Origin of the sequence: Halobacillus locisalis (genome assembly GCF_013694105.1) — a bacterium.
Classification (GTDB): domain Bacteria; phylum Bacillota; class Bacilli; order Bacillales; family Halobacillaceae; genus Halobacillus; species Halobacillus locisalis.
In genome coordinates, this window is record NZ_JACEFG010000003.1 from 210,763 (window position 1) to 233,001 (window position 22,239).

Here is a 22,239-nt window from a genome sequence, read left to right on the forward strand (position 1 = left end):
GATGCTTTATTGCCCTGCTTTACTGGATTGCTGATACATCTCGACAAAGGAAGTGAAGGTGTGAACGAAGTCCTCCAGACGTGAAATAGTTCTTGAATCCTCTATCCGCCCGCTGTCAAAGTCGATTTTATTCTGAACACCCCCGACCAATACTTTCGGATGACTCATGACATTCGCATTCATAGCGGCTAGCGTCTGCCTTACTTGCATTTGAGCAAGGGCCGTCCCAGCTCCACCAGGTGTTGCTCCGGCAATCGCCACAGGGGTATTCATAAAGACAGACGAATTGCCAGGTCGGGAACCCCAGTCTAGTGCATTTTTTAATACGCCGGGAATGCCACTATTATATTCAGGTGTAACAATGACAACGCCGTCTGCTTGCTTGATCGTCTCTTTAAAAGTGGTCACGGCTTCCGGGTCACCATCTGCTTCTATATCTTGATTGAACAAAGGCAGCTCGCTTATATCTGCACTCGAGATATCCCACTTTTGGTCGGCCTTATCCGCAATAGCCTGCAATAGAATCTTATTATAAGACTCTTTTCTTAAACTGCCTAAAATTGTTACAATACGTAAATTTTTTTCAGTCATACTTCTCCATCCTCCTCATTACTTTTCCACCATTCAGCGGCTACATCAAATTCAGACTTCATCAATTCATGACCATGATCGGTCAAGGATAGAGAAGCCGAGGCTCCTAATCCAGTGAAGAATTTTTTCAAGGCTGCCGTTTGTCCAGGTGGTGCTTGTTGATCAATCGCACCGGCTGTCATCAATACTTTTTTACCTTCGAGATTTCCGTTTTCTAGATAATGCGTTGAAATACTAGGATGAAACAATAGGGCACTTGTGAACAGATCTGGGTCTGACGTCAATAAGCTCGCAGCCATATTGGCGCCGTTAGAGTACCCGATTAAATGGAGATGTTCGATATTCTCAGCCTTTTTCTGAATAAAACGGATTATCTCTTCTGTCCGATTCTGCAACTCTTTTTTATCAAAAGAACCATTCTCTAAGCGAGTAAAATACCGGTGATTCCCTTTCTCCCCAACTTCCCCTCTTATACCGAGAACCGACATCGACGGATCTAATTGTGCAGAAACAGGCAGTAAATCTGTCTCTCTACCACCCATTCCATGCAGGAGAATAAAGACATGGGCGGACTCATCACTATAATGAAAGAAATGTTTCATCTTTTACCCCTCCATTCTATGGATTATGAATCTTGACTGTTCTTAAGTTTAGTACTAAACTGATAATACATAAACAAGCAAAAAAATGCAATAGTAGGATCTGGAACAGCAATAAACCAAATGATAAAAGGAGACGAGAATATGAATTTAAAAGGTATTCACCACGTATCTTCCCTAACGGCCAACGCAGAAAAGAACTTGGCCTTCTACAGGAAAGCATTAGGACTGCATTTAGTGAAAAAAACGGTCAATCAAGATAACACTTCGTACTACCATCTGTTTTATGGAGACGAACAAGGGAACCCGGGGACAGAATTAACGTTTTTTGAAATTCCTAATTTGGCTGAAAATCATGAGGGGACCAATAGCATATCCAATGTGTCGTTGCGCGTAGCGTCCGATGAGGCTTTGTTCTTCTGGAAGGATCGTTTCACACAATTGGGTGTCGATCAATCACCCATCTCAGAACGATTCGGCCATAAGATTCTGCCGTTCCGAGATGCAGAAGGCCACCGAATGACCCTGGTGGCAGACCAATTTGACCAAAAGAATGGATTCGAACATACTGGGGAAAACAGCGATATTCCAGCAGTTTTTCAGATTCTCGGCCTTGGTCCCGTCAAATTGACCGTTCGATATCTGGAGCCGACCGCTCAAGTATTAACGGAACTGATGGGGTATAGAGAAGTGGGACAGTACACCTTTGAGGGGAACGAAATCCATGTTTTTGAAACCTTTGAAGGGGGATTAGACACGGAAATCCATGTCGAACAACGTAAAGACCTTCCAGAAGAAAGACAGGGACGCGGAGGAGTACACCATGTCGCTTTCCGGGTAGAATCAGAGGAAGAATTAAAGAAATGGGTCGAGCATATAGAACAGGATGGATTCGAAACATCAGGATTTGTCGATCGTTTTTATTTCCGTTCTTTATACTTCAGAGAACCGAACGGGATATTGTTCGAGTTCGCAACGGACGGCCCTGGTTTTGATACAGATGAAGACCCAGGTCGCTTGGGTGAAACTTTATCGTTACCTACTTTCCTGGAACCGCAGAGAGAAGAAATCGAGAGCAAATTAAAACCACTGCCGACAGACTGACGGCACACGATAAATTCGTAACAGATCAGTCCAAGTACAAAGGAGTTGCACGATATGAATGAGCATGAGAACAAAGAGTTATCTCAAAAAGAAAAACGGCTTGGATTGATGATCTGGTTTCGTCTTTCTCGTGTGTACAACCAAAGTATTCGTCTGAACAATGAATTCATGAAGCAGTGGGGGCTCACAAGCGCACAATTCGATGTGTTAATACAAGTCGGTGTCCACAAAGAACTTACGCAGAAAGAACTAGGAGAAAAATTGTTTGTAACCAAAGGAAATATCACACAACTGATTAGGAAAATGGAAAATATGGGATTGGTGAAGCGCGAGCAAAATTGGAAAACCAAAACGATTTCTCTAACGAAGCAAGGTGAAGAGCTATTTGAGGAAATGGTCCCTCAACAAGAACAATTCCAAGCCTCTCAATTTATGGGACTAGAACCAGAAGAGCAAGTGATCTTGCACGATTTGTTAAAGAAACTCCAAAAAAACATGTAATTTGATATGGGGACGGTTCTCGTGTTTGAGGGATTCAGCCAAACATGAGAACCGTCCCCATAAAGGAGAGTGCATATGAAGGACAAAAACTTAGTGTGGTACGCGAGCTTTGGATCGAATATTAATGTGGATCGGTTTCTTTGCTACATAAAAGGAGGAAAGCCGGCGTTGTCGAACGATACCGAGAGGGGCTGCCGTGATATGACGCTTCCGAGAAGTGAGAAGCCATTCGTGATGAACCATCAGCTGTATTTCGCGAAAGAAGCGGGGCGTTGGAATGGTGGAGGCGTCGGGTTTATTGACGTCGTGCGTGATCCGGCTTACCGGACGTACAGCAACATGTATCTCGTGACCCGGGAGCAATTCCTGGACATCGTCGCGCAGGAGAACGGGCTCGACAGTTTCGACATGGATTTTGATGAAGTCATGGAAAAAGGCGCTAAAGTCGTCCAAGACTCTTGGTATGGCAACTTGCTCTATCTAGGAGATGAGGGTGGTTATCCGGTCTTCACGTTTACCAATCCTGAGCCGATGGCGCCGGATGAGGTCAAAAAGCCGTCGGTGGAGTATTTGAGTACGATCATCACGGGGCTGCAAAAGTCGGCGGGCCTCGAGGAAGACGAGATCGTAGCGTACTTTATGGATGTTCCGGGCGTGAAGGGGACCTATACAGAGCAGGAGTTACGGAATGTCGTGCGTGGGGACGGTTCTCGCGTTTGATGGCCGATATTTCGTGTAGCGAGCGCCGATCATGACGTTTTTCTAAAAAATCTTGATGAGTACCGTCGTGATCCGGCTGCATAAGACGGTTTTGAATCTACCAATGTCTGGAAAATGTTTTAACCGTGCCCCTTACGACGTTTTTCATAGAATGAGATATTCTAAACCGTCGTAAGAACCCTGATAATGACGGTTTCGATAGAGTATTTTCAACAAAAGTGCTTTGATCCGCCAATGTAAACGATACCGCGAGAATATCAGAAAAAAGTGAATTCCCGAACATTTTCTATAACGATTGACCCACCCCGCACAGATTGTTATGATTCTCCCTATCATTCAAAAATAGATACAACACCTTGTATAAGTTCAGGGATACGGCCTGAGCGTTTCTACCAGCTACCGGAAATAGCTAGTCTACAAGGGAAACAACGAATTTGTTCTTTCCCTATGTGTAAGCGCCGGTAGATTGCCGGCGCTTTTTTTGCGTCCAAATACAAGACGTTTTGTTTGATGAATAGAGGAGGAAAACATCATGAGACAATTCTTCGAGTTCAACAAAAGAGAAACGAATTTCAAGAAGGAAACGCTGGCGGGAATCACCACGTTTCTTTCGATGGCCTATATTTTAGTCGTCAACCCGATCATTCTAAGTGAATCGGGTATGGATAAAGGGGCGCTGTTCACGGCGACCGCGTTATCGGCGATTGTCGGATCGCTTTTGATCGGACTGCTTGCCAACTTCCCGGTCGGCATCGCGCCCAGTATGGGGCTGAACTCATTCTTTACTTTTTCTGTCGTCATCGGGATGGGCATCGAGTGGCAGGTCGCGCTGACGGGCGTGTTTATCGCGAGCGTGATTTTCGTCATCCTCAGTCTCTTCAAAATCCGTGAAAAAATCATCAATGTGATTCCGAAAGATTTGAAGCATGCGATTGCAGGCGGAATCGGCTTTTTCATTGCCTTTATCGGGTTGAAAAATGCCGGCTTCGTCGTCGCCAATGAGGAAACGTTCGTATCGATCGGCGCGTTGACTTCGCCGGGGACGGCCCTTGCTGCGTTCGGTTTCGTTATTACGCTGATGATGCTTGTGCGCGGCATCCGCGGCGGGATTTTCTACGGCATCGTCGTGACGAGTATTCTCGGGATGTTCCTAGGGCTCGTCGATGTGCCGGGTTCGATTGTCGGAGAGGTACCGAGTCTTGCGCCGACCTTTGGAGTGGTTTTCCAGAACCTCGGCGATATTTTCACGCCTGAGATTCTAGCTGTCATTTTTACGTTTTTATTCGTAGCATTCTTCGATACCGCAGGAGCGCTGATTGCGGTTGCCAGTCAGGCTGGCATTATGAAAAATAACGAGATTCCGAATGCGGGACGTGCTCTACTCGCGGATTCGACTTCTGGTGTCGTCGGAGCGATCTTCGGTACGTCGACGACGGCCTCCTTCGTCGAGTCATCAGCAGGTGTTGCTGTCGGTGGACGAACTGGATTTACGAGTGTCGTCATCTCGATCTGTTTCTTCATTGCGTTATTCTTCTCGCCAATTCTCGGTGTCATTACGCCTGAAGTGACGGCGCCCGCGTTGATCATCGTCGGTGCGCTGATGGCGACGGAAGTGAAAGAGATCGACTGGAGCCGGTTCGAAATCGTCGTCCCAGCGTTTGTGACCGTGATCATGATGCCGCTGACGTTCAGTGTCGCGACCGGCATCGCGCTCGGATTCATTCTTTATCCGTTTGCGATGATCGCGAAGAAGGACTGGAAGCAGGTCCACCCGATCATGTACACGCTCGGCGGATTGTTCATTATGTATTTTGTCTTTTTGTAAAAAGGTTAAGTGGAGAAGTTATGCGACATCGGGTATGCAGCCTGGTGTCGCTTTTTTGATCTCGGCGCTTTTCGCCGCGATCTTTGGTGAAAACCGACGTGGCAAGCGTCCTTATGACGGTTTTGAATCAACAGTAGGATCAAAACCGTCATAATCGGTGCTCGTAAGACACTTTTCAACGGAAGGAGCCCTTGAAAAGGTTGTGAAGCACTGGATTATGACGGTTTCATGTCGATTCGGTGAACAAAAGCGTCTTGACCCGCGCACAACCTTAGATAAAAGAATCTACAACAAGCGGGGACAGGTACTTATTTGATATACTTAATGTAGGATCATTTACATTTATGAAACATTTCTAGACGTTGATTCGTATAGAAGAAAGAAACGAAAGGAGGAGTTTTGTTGGACAATAATTTCAATAACGTCAGCCAGCTGTCTTCTGCTCAGAAACAGAAGTGGAGTAAGCTCGGCAGGCGTTTAGGTAAAACAGTGGTCTTTTTCATCATTCTTGCCCTTTTAGTCCTCCTGTCGCTCAACTGGGTTACGGAATATATCTGGATGGGGACGGTCGGTTATCAGGAAACGTACATGACGATTCTGACGAGTAAGGTCATGCTTGGGATTGTCGGGTTTATTGTATTTTCTATTTTTACTTACATTACGCTTAGCTGGATTCGGAGGGTCTATGTCGGGTATTTCTCCGAGGAACAGCTGCCGGGTGTGGTGACGAGTAAGAAGCAGAGCCGTTTAGTGCTGCTTTCGGCTGCCTTGATTGTCGGGCTGCTTGGTAGCATGATCGTGCAGGGGGTAGGCTGGGAGCCGTGGCTGAAGTTCCTCAATTATGAACAATTTGGAATCACGGATCCTCACTTCGGTCGGGACGTTTCGTTCTACATGTTCGTTCTGCCGTTCATCGAGTTTGTGTTATCGATGGTGCTTGGTCTTGCGATCTTTTTCTTCTTTGTCCAAATCGGATTGTATTCGGTTTACCAGATGTACATGAAGAGTCGCAACGCGCAGACGCATATGGGTGTGACGCTTGCTGTCATCGGCGTGCTGCTTGCGGCGCAGCATGTGCTCGAGCCGTTTCATTCGCTCCTCACCAATCAGGTGAATGCGTTCCAAGAAAGTGTCGTCCATGGTTTGAGTTATACGGATGACGTCATCAACAACCCGGCATCGTATGTGCTTGCGGGTGTGGCATTGCTTGGAACGGTGTGGGTGATTTGGTCGTTGTTCCGTGGCAATTGGAAAGGCATGATTGCTCCGATTGTCCTTTATTTTGTCGTCGGGATCCTTGCTCAAGGGGCTTCGATGATTGTACAAAATTTCGTCGTATCGCCGAGTGAATTCTCTCGTGAGAGTCCTTATTTAGAGGAGAACCTTTCGATGACTCGTACAGCCTATGATTTTGATAATATGACAGAAGATCAGCATCCGGGAGCGGCTTCGCTCGACCAGGAGTTGGTCGACCGGAACGCGGGAACGTTCGATAACGTCAGAATCAACGATAGTCGCCCGATTTTGGATGTGTACAATCAGCTCCAGACGTTCCGTACGTATTATGAATTCAATGACATCGACATCGACCGTTATATGGTCGACGGAGAATACACACAAGTATTCCTTGGCGCGCGTGAACTGAATACGTCCGACTTGCCGTCTCAGGCGCAAACGTGGGAAAACCAAAACCTTCGTTACACGCACGGCTACGGGATCGCGATGAGTAACGTGCACGAAATTACGCCGCAGGGTCAGCCGGAATATATGGTTCAGAACCTGCCGCCTCAAGGGGAAATCGAGATTACGCGTCCTCAAGTGTACTTCGGTGAAGAAGAGTATGATTCCGTCGTCGTGGACAGTGGCGTAGAAGAGTTCGACTACCCTGCAGGGGATGAGAACATGTCGAACCGTTTTGAAGCCGATACCGGAATCCAAATGTCCGGTCTCAATCGTGCGCTTTTCGCTCTTGATGAAGGATCGTTCCGGATGTTCGTCTCAGAGCAAGTGACCGGCGATAGTCAGTTATTGCAGACGCGAAACATCATGGATCGTGTGGAGCGCATTGCGCCGTTCCTATCGTATGACGATGATCCGTATATTTTTGTAAGAGATGATGGCACGATGGCTTGGATGATCGATGCGTATGTGACGGAAGAAAATTATCCGTACTCTGAGCCGTACTCCGGCAATCAGAGTTACATCCGCAACTCGGTGAAAGTGACCGTCGATGCGTACACAGGGGAACCGACTTTCTATGTAGCGGAGCCGGATGAACCATTGCTTCAGACGTATCAACAGATGTTCCCGCAGTTGTTCACAGAAGAGATTCCGGAAGACGTGCGCAATCACTTCCGTTATCCGATCGATCTCTTCAAAGTGCAGTCTCAAATGTATCAGACGTACCATATGACGAACCTTGAAGTGTTCTATAACCGGGAAGATTATTGGGAAATCCCGACAGAGAAATACTTCAATGAAGACGTTCAGATGGAGCCGTACTATGTGACGATGCGTCTTCCGAATGCAGAGGAAGAGGAATTCGTCCTCATGACGCCGTTCACACCAAGGAACCGTCAGAATATGATTGCCTGGATGGGTGTTCGAAACGATGGAGAAAACTACGGTGAGATGATGGTCTATGAGTTTCCGAAGCAGGAAAACATTTATGGGCCGCAGCAAATTGAAAACCGGATCAACCAAGACAGTAACATTTCCCAACAGTTGAACTTATGGTCACAAGGTGGATCTGAAGTCATCAGAGGAAACTTACTCGTCCTGCCGATTGAAGATACGATTCTCTATGCTGAACCGATCTATATCCAGTCGTCGAACGAAACATCACTCCCTGAAGTGAAACAGGTCATTGTCGCCTATCAGAACCAGATTGTGATGGAGCCGACATTCGACCGAGCGCTTGAAGTCTTGCTATCACGGATCGATCCGGAAGCGGAAGCACCTGAAGATGATGGTGCGGAAGAGACGCCGGATGCCGGACCTTCGATCGAGTCGAACGAAGTGCTTCAGCAATTGTCCGATCTGTTCGATCAGTATCAGCAGCAGATGTCTCAAGGAAATTACGAAGAAGCCGGAGCGATCATGGAAGAAATCCAGTCCATGTTGCAAAATTCACAGCAGCTTCAGCAGCCGGATGCGCCTGAGGGCGAAGGATCTGGCACTGGAGAGTCTGATGATTCTGGCGGAACGGATTCGGAAGAGTCTGAGTCTGATTCAACAGATACAGAAGAGTAAGAAAGAGAGCCTGATCCTATCGAAGGATCAGGCTCTTCATGGTTTTGAGAAAGCTACTTTCGGTTCTACCAAGTTGAGAAGGGGCAGGTGGCGTGGAAACGACTCCCTTTCCGCAGGAGGCGGTGAGCTTCCTCGGACGCTTCGCGCCCTGCGGGATCTCACCCAAGCCTCAGGATCCTGCAGGAGTATCGCCGTTTCCACGCCACCTCACCATAAGTAGGCTGAACCTCTAGGGATTCTACTACAACGTGGAGCTCTGTTGATGAGAGCACAATGCTTGACAAGGTTCTGTCTCCACTATTTATAGCATAGTGGGAGGGGAAAGCGAGTCGTTTTCCCTCCCACGGTATGCATATATGATCTAACAGAACCTGCTTCAACAGCCTAGAAAAAGCCTGATCCTATAGAGGGATCAGGCTTTTTTAGTTGCGTGTGTTGTCAGTGGGATTCCAGTCTTTTCGAAAGGGGGTAAATCCCCAGGCTTTGGATCACGAGCGAAATCAATACGGTGGCAAAAGCCAAGGATAGGAACAAGCTCGATCCGCCTGCTTGCTCGATTTGGAATCGAAGGATGAGGAACACGGACATCGTCCCTTTCAATCCCGACCAGGAAATGATTATAGACTCTCTCCACGACATATGTTTTCTCCAACTTGGAAAAAGCGAGCTGGTCCCCGAGACGACGAGGACTCTGACGACAATGGATAGTCCGAAAACGAGGAAGGCGAATCCCCATATGGACGTTTGTAAATAAGAAGAAGCGGCAATCCCGATCAGCAGGAACAGTAGCGATAGGGCGGAAATTTCGACCACGCCCCAGAATCCATCCAACGCTTCTTTGAAATGCTCTTCTTTGTTCGTTCGGCCGTATTCGAACGACAGCATGAGCCCTCCCGCTACCGTGGCGAGCACGCCTGATACCCCGGCGGCTTCGGCCAGATGAAACAATCCGTAGGCCATGACGATGCTCAGCATCACTTGATATTCTTTGTTGTGGGTATAGTGAACGCCTTTACTCACGAGCCAGCCACAGGTAATACCGAGTAGAATGCCTCCAGCAAATACGAACGCAAATTCACCTAGAAAAGATGATAGGGAGAATTCTTGCTGCGTCGTATAGAGTTCAAGGAGGAAGGTGAATACGACGATACTCGTGCCATCGTTCAATAACGATTCCCCTTCGACCACATCAGCAATTTCCTCGTTGTTGGTCGTCGTTTTTAAAATCGATACCACCGATACCGGATCCGTCGGGGTAAGGATCGCAGCCAATAACAACGCCCCGAGGAACGAAATCGACAGAAAAGGTCCGCTGATGAGGTAGACGAGCCCTCCTAAGGCGCCGATGGTCACGACGAGTCCGGCGGTGGCAAGGAAAAGGATGATCCCGATATTTTTCTTCAGCTGGGCGGGCGAGAACCGGTAAGCCGACACGAATAAAAGTGGTGGCAGGAACACGTTGTAAATCATGTGTTCAGTCACTTCGATGGATGAAAAATAAGGAATGAAGGACAGCCCGATGCCGATGAACACGAGAACGGTTGGCACGGGAATGTTTTCTTGTTTTTTATCCAACGTGAAAATGAGGAATCCGATGAATAATAGCACGATTCCTTGTGTGATCGACATGGTTTTCGACTCCTTTCTTGTCATTTGGGGACGTGTTTTGTCTTTGGTGAATTTTCCCTTCTGGTAAAGATATGAAACGCGGTGGGGATCAATAAATGAGGGAGTGTATAGGGGCGTTCGGTTATTGATTTTGCTTTTTACTTATGGACGACTTCGGTGTTTGCGATTAGCTGAAAACGTCTTATGATTCGAATTAAAGACGTTTAAGAGAGTCATCTTATGCTAAAACGTTATAAAGGAGCGGTTAGTACCCTTTTGTGGAGAGACATCGCTTAAAAGTGTTTTATACATGTCGAATAAGACAGTTTAGGAAAAGTAGGGGTGGCGAAAAGGTCTTATACATAGTACGTCCCGCGCTTTCGTCCTTTTATTGCGAAGTGCTTTTCCAATACTGTGCGAATTCTCCGTGGAGTCCCAATTTCTCCGCACCATTCGTAGATTGAAGTTGAAGTTATCCTGTTTGATGGAAACAGCTGCTTGAATTCGAGTGCATTTCTTAAGACAGCTGCAGAGAACTCTTCGATGTGGCCGCATTTCTCGCAGTACATGGACCGCCCTTTTAAGGCAATGGAACAAGATGAGCATTGAAGGCAGTAGATTCCCTTTTGTAAGGAGTCAAAGCTATAGGCCGGCAAGTCTGGTAAAACAGGGTTCGGATCATGGAGGGTGGTCAGCGTGTCAGCTAGTTTGCGATGATGACCCTTCAAGGGGTTACTGGCCGGTGATATTTTTCTTAGAAAAGATGAGAGTTGAGTCGGGTAGATGATGGATGGGTGTTGAGGGGCTTGATACAAGGTGAAATGCGGATGAATAAAGATAAGGTAAGATTCGAACGGGGTAGTAATGCCGTGGCGAGTCAACAATTGTCCTAACAAAGCGTTCGCTCGTTGAAGCTGATGGAGAGGATTGAGTATCTCTGATTGTGGGAGATGATAGAATTTGTCGTCGTCGTGAACGTAGTCGCCTTCGTAGTTTTTAATCTCGAATAGATAATTTTTGTTAGGTGTGATCAAGAGGGTGTCGACTTGAAAGGTTGTGGAGTGATTTTTTAACAGGAGGTCCTGTAAGAGAAGGAAGGTGGACTCAAAAGGTCGGGTTAATTCATCAAAATGTAATTCGCCTTCGTAGCCTTTCTGCCAATTGGTTAAGTCTTTCTTTTCTCTAGGTGACAATGTCATTCTGTTATTTAAAAACTCGAGAATAGATAGATGGCGAGGTTTGGTTCGAGGTTTGTAAGGGGGCATATTTTTCTTCCTTCCTATGGGGGATGAGTTGAGTATAGCATAGCGTCCTTTGAATTTGTGAGGAAGTACTTAAAACGCTTTTGTAAAATGAATCAATACAGAACCGTCATAAACTGCTTGATTAAGACCTCTTCAATGACTTCATTTGGCAGAAAGTATCATAATCCCCTTATTTAAAGCAGTTTCACAAGCATCTGCATACTAAAAACGTCTTAAGCGGAAATACCACTAAAAAAGAAGCACCCACAAAGGGTGCTTCTCATCCATGCATCATTTACTTTACATCAAAACGATCCGCGTCCATCACTTTCACCCATGCATCCACAAAGTCATGCACGAATTTCTCTTTGTTGTCCGCTTGCGCATACACTTCCGCATAAGAGCGAAGGATCGAGTTCGAACCGAATACAAGGTCTACACGAGAAGCGGTGTGCTGCAATTCGCCTGTTTGACGATCGCGGCCTTCGTATTCGTTGTAGTCGACCGGCTCCCACTTCACGCCCATATCCAATAGGTTCACGAAGAAGTCGTTGGATAATGTTCCGACGTTGTCGGTGAATACGCCGTTTTTGCTGTTGCCGTGGTTGGCTCCGAGTACACGCATACCGCCGACCAGTACCGTCATTTCAGGTCCGGAAAGGCCGAGGAGCTGCGATTTGTCGACGAGCAACTCTTCTGGGCTCAGTGTGTATTCTTTTTTCTCATAGTTACGGAATCCGTCCGCCATAGGCTCAAGTAATTCGAAGTTCTCGATATCGGTTTGATCCTCAGTCGCATCGCCGCGTCCTTGTGTGAATGGAACGGTAACCTCGACACCTGCGTCTTTCGCGGCTTTTTCAATGGCAGCGGAACCGCCAAGTACGACTAAATCCGCGATGCTGACGTTCTTGTCGAACTTGCTTTGAATATTTTCATAGACCGATAGCACTTTTTCAAGCTGCTCCGGTTCGTTTGCTTCCCAGTTCTTCTGAGGAGCTAGACGGATGCGTCCGCCGTTTGCGCCACCGCGCTTGTCAGAATCACGGTAGGTGCTCGCTGCCGCCCATGCCGTTTTGACGAGTTCAGAAACTGTCAGTTCAGAGTCTAGGATCTGAGCTTTCAAGTCTTCGATTTCGGCATTCGTCAGTTCATAATCGACTTCTGGAATTGGATCCTGCCAGACGAAATCTTCTTCTGGCACTTCTGGTCCAAGGTAACGGGATTTCGGTCCCATGTCACGGTGAAGCAGTTTGAACCAAGCGCGTGCGAAAGCGTCGGCGAATTCATCAGGTCGCTGGTGGAAGCGACGGGAGATTTCTTCATATACCGGGTCTTCACGCATCGCCATGTCAGCCGTCGTCATCATCGTGTCGACTTTTACAGAAGCATCTTCCGCATCTGGAGCCAGGTGCTCATCTTTCGGGTTGACCGGCTTCCATTGATACGCGCCGGCTGGGCTCTTCGTGAGCTCCCAATCGTATCCGAATAAAAGGTCGAAGTAGCTCATGTCCCACTTCGTCGGCGTCGGTGTCCATGCACCGTCCACACCACTTGTGATCGTGTCTCGGCCTTTACCGCTTCCGTGCGTACTCTTCCAACCGAAGCCTTGATCTTCGATATCTGCAGCTTCCGGGGCAGCTCCGACGTGTGCGACCGCATCGCCGGCACCGTGGGCTTTACCGAATGTGTGTCCGCCAGCTGTCAGGGCAACGGTTTCTTCATCATTCATTCCCATGCGGGCGAATGTTTCACGGATGTCACGACCGCTTCCGAGTGGATCAGGTTCGCCATCTGGACCTTCCGGGTTTACGTAAATGAGTCCCATTTGCACAGCGGCAAGGGGTTGCTCAAGCTCACGGTCGCCGGAATAACGTTCATTTTCCAGCCACTCTGTTTCACTACCCCAATAAATATCTTCTTCCGGGTGCCAGACGTCTTCACGTCCACCGCCGAATCCGACCGTTTGCAAGCCCATGTCTTCAAGTGCGACGTTACCTGCAAGAACGAGCAGGTCAGCCCAAGATAGTTTGTTGCCGTATTTCTGTTTGATCGGCCATAGGAGTCGGCGCGCTTTGTCGAGGTTTCCGTTATCCGGCCAGCTGTTCAATGGAGCGAAACGCTGTTGACCTGAACTACCGCCACCACGCCCGTCGGCTGTGCGGTATGTACCAGCCGCGTGCCATGACATACGGATGAACAGGGGACCATAATGTCCGTAATCGGCCGGCCACCAGTCTTGGCTGTCCGTCATCAATTCGCGAAGGTCCTGCTTCATCGCATCATAATCGAGCTTTTGGAATTCCTCGCGGTAATCGAATTCCTCACCCATCGGATTCGTTTTCTTATCGTGCTGATGAAGGATGTCCAAATTCAGTTGGTTCGGCCACCAATCCTTGTTCTTCGTTCCGACTTTAATCGGCGTAATGGCACTCGTTTCTTCATTACTGCCATGAGAACCGTGGGATACTGGGCAACCTTCTGCTTGACTGTGTTTCATTTCATTCTTGTCCATATTTGTTGCTCCCTCCTATATGTGTGAAAAAATTATAATCGCTCTTAGATTATAATTATAATAAACTAGCGAAAAAATTGGAAGCGAGACGTGTTCGTTTTCTGAAAAAAAATTCGTGAAGGTGTTTAAAACATAGGGTGAGTCTAGTGTGTAGTTGTGTGTCATCGTGGGGAAGGGGTGGGTCTTATAAATCTCTTATCTTCTATCTTAACAAACTTACAGAAAAGAAAGAAAATTTTAGCGCTTACGATTTAATTTTTTTGTTGGGTGATCAGGTAGAGGGTGGTACTTATGCATAAACATGCCTTGTTATTAGAAGGAAGAAGGTCGGGGACGTGGACGGCTACCTGATGATCGGGGAAATAACCTACGAAGAAGATTCCGATCAGTGGATCCTACAGGTCATGCATCATAGACGTCTAGATAACCGGGAAGAAAAGCGTGTGGAAGTTTCGGATCAATAGTCAGCTTGTCGTGTCTCAATCGTAAAAGGACAGAGACGCGATTAACGCAGTTTTACCCGACCGGTCGTCATAAAAGTGCGTTAAGTAGTCTGATTATGACGGTTTTGCTCAAATGTGAGTCTTAAAAGCGCGCTAAGCGAGACAATAAAGACGGTTTCATGACTCGATGAGTTCTGAAACGGTTATAAGAGGCGCCATCACGACACTTTCAGGCCGAGGCCTTGAGGATAATTGCAGAGAAACCGAAAAAAGGCTGTCACCCTGAGGTGGCAGCCTTCACTTTATTTAGATAACCCTTCTTTAATCGTTTCAACATTCGATTTCATCATCGAAATGTACGTATCTCCTTCATTCCCAGGCTCAGCAAGCGAATCGGTGAACACGTCACCCATGATCGGAACGTCCGTTTCATTGGATACGGCCTCCATACTACGCGGGTCGATACTCGTTTCTAGGAAAAGCCCTGTGATTTCTTTCTCATTGATGATATCGACGATACGCGTAATTTGGTTCGGTGTCCCTTGGTTTTCCTGGTTGATCTCCCAAATATACTCCGCTTGGAATCCGTACGCCTCACTAAAGTATTTGAAAGCTCCCTCACTCGTCACGAGGACGCGCTCTTCTTCTGGAATCTCATTGAATTCTTCAACGGCTGTATCGTGCAATTCTTGCAGTTCAGCAATGTATTCTTCTGCGTTTTTCTCATAGACTTCCTTGTTGTCTGGGTCGACTTCGATCAATCCGTCACGGGCGTTCTTCGCATATTGGATCCCGTTTTCAATGTTCAACCAAGCGTGTGGATCTTCTTCACCTTCATTGCCTTCGGTCGTCAGGTACATCGCTTCGACGCCGTCACTCATCAAGAACACAGGCGCATCTTCGCCGTCTTTTCCTGTCGTTTCCATCAAACTATCGAACCAAGCGTTTCCGGCTTCCAAGTTCAAGCCGTTATAAAAGACGGCATCCGCGTCGGTCGTTTTCTTGACGTCTTCAGGTAGCGGGTCGTATTCGTGCGGGTTGGAACCGATCGGCGCCAAGCTGTGGATGTCGACCTTGTCGCCACCTACATTTTTGACAATATCATAAATGATGGAATAGGTTGTGACGACTTGCACCTTTTCATCTGAACGATCCTCTGCATTTCCTTCTGCTTCCTCTGAACTACAAGCTGCAAGTAAACCGATGGTAAGCAAAGTCACCATCATCATCAAAATTTTCTTAGACATGTAATCATCTCCTCGTTTCTTTTTTTATATAAGGGACGCGCGTTTCTTACGCGTTTTAATCATTTTCCAAAGCAATCCGTGTTTCGGTGAGAACAAGAACGTCAGGATGAATAGCGCGGTTGCGGCCATGACGATCGTGGCACCGGATGCGAGATTATAGGTAAAGCTGAAGTACAGTCCGACGACGGCTGAGACAACCCCTAGCCCGGCGGATATGAAAATCATGATCGACAACCGGTCCGTCAGTAAGTAGGCGGTGGCGGCTGGTGTGATCAACATCGCGACGACGAGCACGATTCCGACGGTTTGCAGCGAAGCGACCGTGACCATCGTAAGCAGCGTCATCAGGAAGTAATGGATCAGGCGGACCGGCAATCCATACGCCGCGCCCATCGTTTCATCGAACGACGTGACCAACAACTCTTTGTAAAACAGGTAAACGGCCATCAGCACAACGACGCCGGTACCGAGCGTGATCCACATATCGGATGATCGGACCGCGAGCACGTTCCCGAACAAGATGTGGTATAAATCCGTACTGCTTTTGAGCATCGTGATCACAATGATCCCGGCGGCAAACGCGGCTGTGAACATGATGCCGATCGACGTATCGTGCTTGATGCGGCTGTTTTGACTGACGAACCCGATTGCGATCGCTGTCAGAACCCCACTGAATACGGCTCCGAAGAAAAAGTTGATGCCAAGCATATAGGAAATCGCGACACCCGGCAGCACCGCGTGTGAAATGGCATCGCCCATGAGTGCCATCCCTCTCAGAATGATGAAGCAGCCGATGACGCCGCAGATGATGCCGACCATGATGGATGTGAGTAACGCTTTTTGTAAAAATTCATAATGCATGATGGCTTCTAAAAATTCCACGATCTACACCCCCATTCCGTTCATAAAGGCGAACTGCCCTTGATACGCTCTTTCGATGACCTTGGATTGAAGCACGTCGCCGACCGTTCCGAATCCGATCAATTCTTTGTTCAATAAAATGAGCTGGTTGAAATATTCGTTCGCCTTGCTCAAGTCATGGTGCACGACGACGACGGTTTTTCCTTGCTCCCCGAGTTCTTTCAAAATCTTGACGATTGTTTCTTCACTCGACGCATCGACACCGACGAACGGCTCATCTAGGAAGAAGACGTCTGCCTGTTGCGCAAGCGCACGTGCCAAGAAGACACGCTGCTGCTGGCCCCCGGACAATTCTCCGATCTGACGTTTACTGAACGCATCCATGCCGACACGTGCTAAACATTCCAACGCCCACTGACGTTCTTTTTTTCCTGGGCGGCGGAATCGTTTCAACCTGGGGTACGTGCCGAGCAGTACCGCATCGAGCACGGTGATCGGGAAATCCCAGTCGATATCATTGCGCTGCGGCACGTAGGCGATTTGCTTGCGTACCTCTTTTACAGGCTTATCAAGGATTTTCACCTGCCCTTTATCCCGCGGAATCAGACCGAGCATCGCCTTCAATAATGTCGATTTCCCAGCCCCGTTCGGTCCGATGATGCCGACGAGATTACCAGGCTCGACGTTCAAGCTGACATGACGGATCGCTTCATTTCCGAAGTACGATACGTGTAAATCCTCGATGCTGATCGCTGTCTGTGTCATTCTTCAGTCCTCCTTTGAATGTAAGTTGGTGTTTTTTATAAGTGTTGCTAAAAGGAATTAAGTTTTCCTTTGACCAACTTTTTAGGTAAAAATTTTTGTCTTGCTACTATATGTTTAATGTGGCGGAAAGTTTACAAATTTCACTAACGCTCAAAAAGTTTCCTTGATGCAAAATATATAGCATCCCGCATGAAATGTCAACAACGAGATTGATTTATTGCGTTCAGGAAGACGGACAGAGCACAACGACTTGATAAGGCGTCGTCTGGGCGGGAATGCTCTTAGTCGACGTGCCGTACACCACGACAAGAGGCTGTCTTGCAGGAGAATGACCGAACGGCTGCCCATTTTTGAGTATGACAGGCGTGTATGGAGCAAGGTTCAGCTTCAATCGCCCATCGCTGCTGATGAGCTGTTCGTTGAAAAAGTCGACTTTCACATTTTGATAAGGCACTTCCTTGACCATTACGATCGCCCGGTAGCGGGGCGGGTAAATGAGCGGAGTCGGGGCGAGCGCATCGTAATAGCCGGTTACGAAATCGCCGACTTGAATCGGCTGATGATTGATTAAATAGGTATCTTGGCTGAGCGTGAAGTCGCCCCGGTTGCCATTATTATCTTCGACCGATACCAATTGAAGGCAGCCGTCCGGCTCAGTGCCCAGCCCGAGTGCAGTGATGCTCGTGACAACGCCTCTATTGTACAAAAGTTCCATCGTGATCACCTCACCATACGATATGTCGATATGGGCGGTTGGGTGTATGTATGGGTGTTCGGTGGGTATTAACGCACTTTTGAGAGGGGGGGAGGGGTGAAACCGTCTTAATTTTGAGCTTAACGACGGTTTTGAGTAGGGGTGTGATGAGAAAGTGTTGTAATAGGCTCGGTTAAGACGGTTTCAGACGATGATGAGTCTGGAAAGTGTCTTGAGGGTGTCTGCCACAGCAGTTCTAGTCAGATACACGGTTAAAAACCGTAGAGATAAACGGAGGGACAGATCTCACGGCTATGCGAGCCGGTAGATCTGTCCCTCTGTTATAAAATCTAATGCGATTCCTTCATCCGAGTCATGGCAAGAATTCCAGCTACAAGCGGAAAGACGGCCACAAGCCCCATCGACCAACCGACACTGAGCAAGTCGACAAGGACTCCGGCGATCAAGGCGCCGAACGCGTATCCGCTGTCCCGCCAGAAGCGGTAAATGCCGAGTGAACTGGCGCGCCATTCGGGGGCGGCGATGTCGCTGATCGAGGCGATCAACGTCGGGTAGACCATCGCTGTGCCGATGCCGAGGATGACGGCGCCGATCAGCCAGAGGGCATATCCATCTACAAAAAGAATCCACCAGAGCGCGGCGGCTTGTGTGAACATGCCGGATACGATCAGGATTTTCCGGCCGATCCGGTCACTGAGGGCGCCGGTGAACAGCTGGAAGAATCCCCATGCTGCAGGATAAATGGCGATGATGGTGCCGATTTGGCCGACGGTTAGCGTGCTTGTCGCGAAGAAAATCGGGAACAATCCCCAGGCCATGCCGTCTTTCAAGTTTGTCGCAAGCCCGGCGAAGCTGATCGTTGACAAGCTGCGATTTTCCCATGATGTGATTAAGAAGGCTTTCTTCATATTGATCGAAGGCTTCGACTTGTCTTTTTTTACAAGAGAACTGGTGTCCTGAACGGTCAGCGACAGGAGGAACCCGACGATGGCGATGCCGATTCCGATATAGAACGGCTCGGGTCTGAGCGAATACGTCGACGCCATGTAACCTGAAATCATCGCGGTCAGCGCCACGCCTGTGTAGCCCGCGAATTCGTTGAAGCCGACGGCGAGTCCGCGCTGATTGGGCGTGGCGATGTCGACTTTCATATTCACCGTCATGCTCCAAGCGAGTCCTTGATTGAGTCCGAGCAGGACGTTCGCGAATACGATCACCCACCAGGCTTCGGCGAAAATGACGAGAATCGGCACGAAAAGACCGACGCCCCAGCCGAAAAGCAACACTTTTTTCCGGCCGATGCGATCTGAGAGGGTGCCGGCGAATAAGTTCACGACCGCTTTGGAAAAGCCGAAGCTGACGATGAACGCGAGTGTCGCACTGGCTGATGCGATACCGAATTCTTCTTCTCCGATGATGGGAAGGATGGTCCGTTCGAGTCCGACCATCGATCCGACGAATAAATTGATGAGGACGAGCATGGAAAAGGAGGGAAGATTCGATTTGATTCCTTTTTCCGTGTACATATGAATGACTCCTTTCAAGCGGAGATTCTATAAACCCCCGCCCCTATATAGTGTAAATCATTTTGGTGGGTGAATCACGGGAGGGGACCTGTTCCGTCTGTTTCGTTTCAAGTAAAATTAAGGTATCGATTGAACAGGAAGGGGGGTTTATGACGACACACAAACGGATCACGTTCAAACGCGACGAGCCATGGAGCTGTTTCTCGATTGGCTGTTCATCAGCGTATATTTACTACTGTTGCTTAGCATCACCGTCCTTTTTTACCAGCTCGCCTTTGACGGGATTCCGGAATTCTCATCCGCCCAATCTCAATGGGTGGCGACGTTGACGTCCGTTGTTCCGCTTGTGCTGCTTTTTTCCATAATGGAAGGGCGTGAACCGTACGCTTCGTGGGGGAAAAGAAAAACGGGGCTGAAGGTCTTCTATAAAGGTTCTCCTGTCAAAGGGAGTTTGATTCGCAATGTGCTCAAGTTCTTTCTATGGCAGCTTGGCCATATGAGTACGATCCAGGGAATCTATGAAGGATATGATAACCTATTTGCGATTCTGTGTTTGACGTTGTCCGTGGGTCTGTCGCTTACATACATCGTGATGGTTTTGATAAGAAAAGACCAACGTCATCTGGCTGATTTGATTGCGGGGAGCGGAGTGGATCATAGGTGAGACCTGTCCCCATGTTCGGTGAACGTGTATAATGGGAACCACTATATGGAAAAAGGAAGGTTATGATGAAGTATGAAAAAGTGTTGGAGGATGAAACGCTAGACCAACGAACGAAACACCGTAAATCGGCGAAAAATCTTTTATACGTGTTGACCGCGATCAGCTTCGTCGGGCTTGTGTTTGAGTTGGTGACAAGCTCGATTCCCGAACTGATATATGCATCCATGATCATGGCCGTTCCGATGGTCTACGAATTTTTGAAAAGCATGCAGTCGAATGACACGTTGTGGCACAAGTGGGAAGTCTTCTGGAGTGGGAGGAAGCGGCTATTTGTTTTGAAGGAAGTTGTAAGTGTAATCTCGGGGATGTTCGTGTTTACATGGATCTTGGGAGTGGATTTTTCCTTCTACATAGGAGGTGCAATCGTAACGGCTGTCTTACAATTGGGCGATTCAAAGAAGCGATGGCATGCGAAAAATGAATATTTGGAAATGTATAAGGAGGAGGTCGCTTGAGGATTTTTCTAGGGGTGCTCTTCCTGTCCGTGCTGATCGGATGTCAGTCTACCTATACGATTGAAGAAGATTTTCCGGTCAGTGAAGAAGTGGTGGAAGTAAATATGAAAACAGGGGGCAGTGCGAACACGAATCTGGAACGAGCGCAAACGGATGATCCGGAGAAGATAGACGAACTTCTCTCGGTCATCAACGAACTTTCTTTATTCAAAATAGAGGGAGACGAGATGCGTGCTCACCATGAGCTGATGCAGGCTGTTCCCTCGCTCGAAGTATCTCTCTCTCGATCTAGTGATAATGCACCTTATTTCTTTACCATTGCAGAAGGCGGCCAAGGGATGTTTCTCTCTTTTGACGGGGGATCGACGGATGTCGGTTACATGACGGAAACGTTTGACCCGGAAGTCTATCAGAAATTGAAAGAGATCTATGATACTCTCTATGTACAGACAACTCGAAGACTTGAGATATTCAATTTGGGTGAAAGAATGAAGATAGAAAAAGAATCTGGTGAAGCTACTGATCTGATTGTGGAAGCGACTTTCGAGATCTACCAAGAGGAGGAAGCCCTTAAAGCTGATCCAACAAATCTCGAAGTTAGATTAAGCGATGAAGAGATGAAGCTTATCGAGCAAAGTGAGCCGGAACGCACGAGTGCCACACAATTCGAACAGCGCATCTCGGTCGAACATTCAAGCGCTGACCAAGGACTCTCTGGAAAAGTCATATGGGACGTAAAGGATTACGAAGAAATTGAGATTCGCTTTGATGCGGAGGGTGAGGCATAGATGATGTGCGACCAGGCTTACTCTCGGCGGTTTTGAGCATTCGAAGTCTCGGAATCTGCAGAGAGAAGCCGGATTAAAGCACTTTTGGAAGTAGATTGTGTCTATAAGTGCTTTAATCGCCTCCATTAAGGCGCTTTTCACGACACCGACCATTCAAAACCGTCGTAAAGAAAACGTTTATGACGGTTTCCGGAACACATACTCATCAAAAACGTAAATAAATAAACGAAAAGCCGCTATGCTCCCACATAGCGGCTTTTCGTTTATAGGGCGACGTCGAACACATTGCGCTCGACGATGCGGGCTTCTTTTTTGGAGACGAGGTTGCCTCCACTTGAATAGAAGCAGTTTTCTTGGATGATTGCATCCATCGCGGCGTTGACCAGCGCAGGATCGGCCGGCTCAACAGGCTGATCGAGCGAGATCGTCACGGTTTTGCCATCTTCATTGAGAAATTTAAATTCCAGCTTTTTCATCGGTTCCCTCCTTACACCAATTAAACTTCATAAATCATGTATTCGTCGTTACGTTCGATTGTAGATAAGACGCGTTGTTGCAACGGTTCTAGAGCATTTGCGACAGTGTGCAATTGTTCAGACGTCGCGGTCGTTTTCACATTGTTGAAGGACTTCGTACGGTACACCGCGTTTCCTTTCAGGTCGATGCCATCTTCGAAAATCAGCTGTAACTGGCTGTCGATGATCTCTGCGTTTACGGCCATCGTGATCACCTCCTTTCACTTCTATAATCGAAGCGGAA

Annotated in this window: 22 protein-coding genes and 1 riboswitch; of the genes, 10 read left to right on the plus strand and 12 right to left on the minus strand. The window is 47.9% G+C overall.

The window, feature by feature from the left end; all coding sequences use genetic code 11:
* Positions 1 to 6: 6 nt before the first annotated feature.
* Positions 7 to 591 carry an NADPH-dependent FMN reductase gene (locus H0266_RS14015; protein WP_181473055.1) on the minus strand — a complete coding sequence of 195 codons (585 nt, stop codon included), beginning with the start codon at positions 589 to 591 and terminating at the stop codon, positions 7 to 9.
* Positions 588 to 1,193, minus strand: coding sequence for an alpha/beta hydrolase (locus H0266_RS14020; protein ID WP_181473056.1), 606 nt, complete (start codon positions 1,191 to 1,193; stop codon positions 588 to 590). The genes H0266_RS14015 and H0266_RS14020 overlap by 4 nt, the downstream gene beginning before the upstream one ends.
* A gap of 141 nt (positions 1,194 to 1,334) precedes the next feature.
* Between H0266_RS14020 and H0266_RS14025 the strand changes: the two genes are divergently transcribed.
* The 5 genes from H0266_RS14025 (at position 1,335) to H0266_RS14045 (ending at position 8,592) form a co-directional block, all read left to right on the plus strand.
* A complete protein-coding gene (locus tag H0266_RS14025) occupies positions 1,335 to 2,294 on the plus strand; it encodes a ring-cleaving dioxygenase (RefSeq protein WP_181473057.1) in 960 nt (319 codons plus the stop codon).
* A 54-nt stretch (positions 2,295 to 2,348) separates the two neighbouring features.
* The gene (locus tag H0266_RS14030; protein ID WP_181473058.1) at positions 2,349 to 2,795 is read left to right on the plus strand and encodes a MarR family winged helix-turn-helix transcriptional regulator; all 447 of its coding nucleotides are present in this window, start codon (positions 2,349 to 2,351) and stop codon (positions 2,793 to 2,795) included.
* A gap of 93 nt (positions 2,796 to 2,888) precedes the next feature.
* Positions 2,889 to 3,515, plus strand: a complete 627-nt coding sequence (locus tag H0266_RS14035) for a hypothetical protein (RefSeq protein WP_246364012.1) — start codon at positions 2,889 to 2,891, stop codon at positions 3,513 to 3,515.
* Positions 3,516 to 3,851: 336 nt separating this feature from the next.
* Positions 3,852 to 3,952, plus strand: a riboswitch (purine riboswitch).
* A 95-nt stretch (positions 3,953 to 4,047) separates the two neighbouring features.
* Complete coding sequence (locus H0266_RS14040) at positions 4,048 to 5,340, plus strand: NCS2 family permease (protein WP_181473060.1); 1,293 nt, start codon at positions 4,048 to 4,050, stop codon at positions 5,338 to 5,340.
* Positions 5,341 to 5,742: 402 nt separating this feature from the next.
* Entirely contained in the window at positions 5,743 to 8,592 is a 2,850-nt protein-coding gene (locus H0266_RS14045; protein ID WP_246364015.1) for a UPF0182 family membrane protein, read from the plus strand.
* Between the two features lie 438 nt (positions 8,593 to 9,030).
* Here H0266_RS14045 and H0266_RS14050 read toward each other — a convergent pair whose 3' ends face one another.
* From H0266_RS14050 to katG, 3 genes are all read right to left on the minus strand, one after another.
* The gene (locus H0266_RS14050; RefSeq protein WP_181473061.1) at positions 9,031 to 10,221 is read right to left on the minus strand and encodes a cation:proton antiporter; all 1,191 of its coding nucleotides are present in this window, start codon (positions 10,219 to 10,221) and stop codon (positions 9,031 to 9,033) included.
* Positions 10,222 to 10,556: 335 nt separating this feature from the next.
* Positions 10,557 to 11,399, minus strand: coding sequence for a nuclease-related domain-containing protein (locus H0266_RS14055; protein ID WP_181473062.1), 843 nt, complete (start codon positions 11,397 to 11,399; stop codon positions 10,557 to 10,559).
* Positions 11,400 to 11,739: 340 nt separating this feature from the next.
* Positions 11,740 to 13,956 (minus strand): catalase/peroxidase HPI, encoded by a 2,217-nt coding sequence (gene katG / locus H0266_RS14060; protein WP_181473063.1) that lies wholly within the window; start codon positions 13,954 to 13,956, stop codon positions 11,740 to 11,742.
* 335 nt (positions 13,957 to 14,291) lie between these two features.
* On the opposite strand from katG, the gene H0266_RS19635 reads away from it, so the two are divergent.
* Positions 14,292 to 14,420 carry a hypothetical protein gene (locus H0266_RS19635; protein WP_281374338.1) on the plus strand — a complete coding sequence of 43 codons (129 nt, stop codon included), beginning with the start codon at positions 14,292 to 14,294 and terminating at the stop codon, positions 14,418 to 14,420.
* A gap of 281 nt (positions 14,421 to 14,701) precedes the next feature.
* On the opposite strand, the gene H0266_RS14065 is transcribed toward H0266_RS19635, so the two are convergent.
* The 4 genes from H0266_RS14065 to H0266_RS14080 all read right to left on the minus strand — a co-directional run bounded on the left by H0266_RS14065 (position 14,702) and on the right by H0266_RS14080 (position 17,906).
* Positions 14,702 to 15,646: a metal ABC transporter solute-binding protein, Zn/Mn family gene (locus H0266_RS14065; RefSeq protein WP_181473064.1), complete on the minus strand. Its 945-nt coding sequence runs from the start codon at positions 15,644 to 15,646 to the stop codon at positions 14,702 to 14,704.
* 24 nt (positions 15,647 to 15,670) lie between these two features.
* Complete coding sequence (locus H0266_RS14070) at positions 15,671 to 16,507, minus strand: metal ABC transporter permease (protein WP_220127309.1); 837 nt, start codon at positions 16,505 to 16,507, stop codon at positions 15,671 to 15,673.
* Positions 16,508 to 16,531: 24 nt separating this feature from the next.
* Positions 16,532 to 17,272 carry a metal ABC transporter ATP-binding protein gene (locus tag H0266_RS14075; RefSeq protein ID WP_181473066.1) on the minus strand — a complete coding sequence of 247 codons (741 nt, stop codon included), beginning with the start codon at positions 17,270 to 17,272 and terminating at the stop codon, positions 16,532 to 16,534.
* 223 nt (positions 17,273 to 17,495) lie between these two features.
* Positions 17,496 to 17,906, minus strand: coding sequence for a hypothetical protein (locus H0266_RS14080; RefSeq protein ID WP_246364018.1), 411 nt, complete (start codon positions 17,904 to 17,906; stop codon positions 17,496 to 17,498).
* Here H0266_RS14080 and H0266_RS19510 point away from each other — a divergent pair, their 5' ends adjacent.
* A complete protein-coding gene (locus H0266_RS19510; RefSeq protein WP_246364021.1) occupies positions 17,907 to 18,059 on the plus strand; it encodes a hypothetical protein in 153 nt (50 codons plus the stop codon).
* 257 nt (positions 18,060 to 18,316) lie between these two features.
* Here H0266_RS19510 and H0266_RS14085 read toward each other — a convergent pair whose 3' ends face one another.
* Entirely contained in the window at positions 18,317 to 19,513 is a 1,197-nt protein-coding gene (locus H0266_RS14085; protein ID WP_181473068.1) for an MFS transporter, read from the minus strand.
* Positions 19,514 to 19,703: 190 nt separating this feature from the next.
* Here H0266_RS14085 and H0266_RS14090 point away from each other — a divergent pair, with 190 nt between their 5' ends.
* The 3 genes from H0266_RS14090 (at position 19,704) to H0266_RS14100 (ending at position 21,480) form a co-directional block, all read left to right on the plus strand.
* Positions 19,704 to 20,177 carry an RDD family protein gene (locus tag H0266_RS14090; RefSeq protein WP_181473069.1) on the plus strand — a complete coding sequence of 158 codons (474 nt, stop codon included), beginning with the start codon at positions 19,704 to 19,706 and terminating at the stop codon, positions 20,175 to 20,177.
* A 65-nt stretch (positions 20,178 to 20,242) separates the two neighbouring features.
* The gene (locus tag H0266_RS14095; RefSeq protein ID WP_181473070.1) at positions 20,243 to 20,692 is read left to right on the plus strand and encodes a hypothetical protein; all 450 of its coding nucleotides are present in this window, start codon (positions 20,243 to 20,245) and stop codon (positions 20,690 to 20,692) included.
* Positions 20,689 to 21,480, plus strand: a complete 792-nt coding sequence (locus H0266_RS14100; protein WP_181473071.1) for a hypothetical protein — start codon at positions 20,689 to 20,691, stop codon at positions 21,478 to 21,480. The genes H0266_RS14095 and H0266_RS14100 overlap by 4 nt, the downstream gene beginning before the upstream one ends.
* A 263-nt stretch (positions 21,481 to 21,743) precedes the next feature.
* On the opposite strand, the gene H0266_RS14105 is transcribed toward H0266_RS14100, so the two are convergent.
* Both H0266_RS14105 and H0266_RS14110 read right to left on the minus strand, forming a co-directional pair.
* On the minus strand, positions 21,744 to 21,956 hold the full coding sequence (locus tag H0266_RS14105) for a DUF2922 domain-containing protein (protein WP_181473072.1): 213 nt from the start codon (positions 21,954 to 21,956) through the stop codon (positions 21,744 to 21,746).
* Positions 21,957 to 21,976: 20 nt separating this feature from the next.
* Complete coding sequence (locus tag H0266_RS14110; RefSeq protein ID WP_181473073.1) at positions 21,977 to 22,201, minus strand: DUF1659 domain-containing protein; 225 nt, start codon at positions 22,199 to 22,201, stop codon at positions 21,977 to 21,979.
* Positions 22,202 to 22,239 lie beyond the last annotated feature (38 nt).

Coding starts and splice junctions, on each gene's coding strand:
- H0266_RS14015 (WP_181473055.1), bottom strand. CDS start 591: ATGACTGAAAAAAATTTACGTATTGTAACAATTTTAGGCAGTTTAAGA.
- H0266_RS14020 (WP_181473056.1), bottom strand. CDS start 1,193: ATGAAACATTTCTTTCATTATAGTGATGAGTCCGCCCATGTCTTTATT.
- H0266_RS14025 (WP_181473057.1), top strand. CDS start 1,335: ATGAATTTAAAAGGTATTCACCACGTATCTTCCCTAACGGCCAACGCA.
- H0266_RS14030 (WP_181473058.1), top strand. CDS start 2,349: ATGAATGAGCATGAGAACAAAGAGTTATCTCAAAAAGAAAAACGGCTT.
- H0266_RS14040 (WP_181473060.1), top strand. CDS start 4,048: ATGAGACAATTCTTCGAGTTCAACAAAAGAGAAACGAATTTCAAGAAG.
- H0266_RS14050 (WP_181473061.1), bottom strand. CDS start 10,221: ATGTCGATCACACAAGGAATCGTGCTATTATTCATCGGATTCCTCATT.
- H0266_RS14055 (WP_181473062.1), bottom strand. CDS start 11,399: ATGACATTGTCACCTAGAGAAAAGAAAGACTTAACCAATTGGCAGAAA.
- katG (WP_181473063.1), bottom strand. CDS start 13,956: ATGGACAAGAATGAAATGAAACACAGTCAAGCAGAAGGTTGCCCAGTA.
- H0266_RS14065 (WP_181473064.1), bottom strand. CDS start 15,646: ATGTCTAAGAAAATTTTGATGATGATGGTGACTTTGCTTACCATCGGT.
- H0266_RS14070 (WP_220127309.1), bottom strand. CDS start 16,507: ATGCATTATGAATTTTTACAAAAAGCGTTACTCACATCCATCATGGTC.
- H0266_RS14075 (WP_181473066.1), bottom strand. CDS start 17,272: ATGACACAGACAGCGATCAGCATCGAGGATTTACACGTATCGTACTTC.
- H0266_RS14085 (WP_181473068.1), bottom strand. CDS start 19,513: ATGTACACGGAAAAAGGAATCAAATCGAATCTTCCCTCCTTTTCCATG.
- H0266_RS14090 (WP_181473069.1), top strand. CDS start 19,704: ATGGAGCTGTTTCTCGATTGGCTGTTCATCAGCGTATATTTACTACTG.
- H0266_RS14095 (WP_181473070.1), top strand. CDS start 20,243: ATGAAGTATGAAAAAGTGTTGGAGGATGAAACGCTAGACCAACGAACG.
- H0266_RS14105 (WP_181473072.1), bottom strand. CDS start 21,956: ATGAAAAAGCTGGAATTTAAATTTCTCAATGAAGATGGCAAAACCGTG.
- H0266_RS14110 (WP_181473073.1), bottom strand. CDS start 22,201: ATGGCCGTAAACGCAGAGATCATCGACAGCCAGTTACAGCTGATTTTC.